1 pseudogene is annotated in these 243 nt (G+C 44.4%); it reads right to left on the bottom strand.

Going from position 1 to position 243, the window contains the following annotated elements:
- A pseudogene (locus R0J88_RS22825) lies at positions 1-243 on the bottom strand (DNA polymerase III subunit delta'); the annotation flags it as partial.

Below are 243 nucleotides of genomic sequence, written 5' to 3'. Positions count from 1 at the left end.
GCTCTTGCCACTGCTTTACTTGTAATGGCTGGCTATAAAAAAGCGGTCGCCAAGGGTAATTTTGTCTTTGTAACGACTCCAGCCATTGCTGCGCTAGTTGTGTACTTGTTACTTTTAAGTCGGTTGTAGCGCATCGGCTTAAAATAGTTGCTGGCGATTGCGCAGGTTTGCTTGTGTGTAATATTAAAAACCGGCTATTGCTTGGCTCTTCAATCTTTTTGAACAAGGCGTTAGCCGCTTCCA

Source organism: Pseudoalteromonas sp. SIMBA_162, assembly GCF_046535955.1.
Classification (GTDB): domain Bacteria; phylum Pseudomonadota; class Gammaproteobacteria; order Enterobacterales; family Alteromonadaceae; genus Pseudoalteromonas; species Pseudoalteromonas marina.
This window is presented reverse-complemented; position numbering and strand designations above follow the sequence as displayed.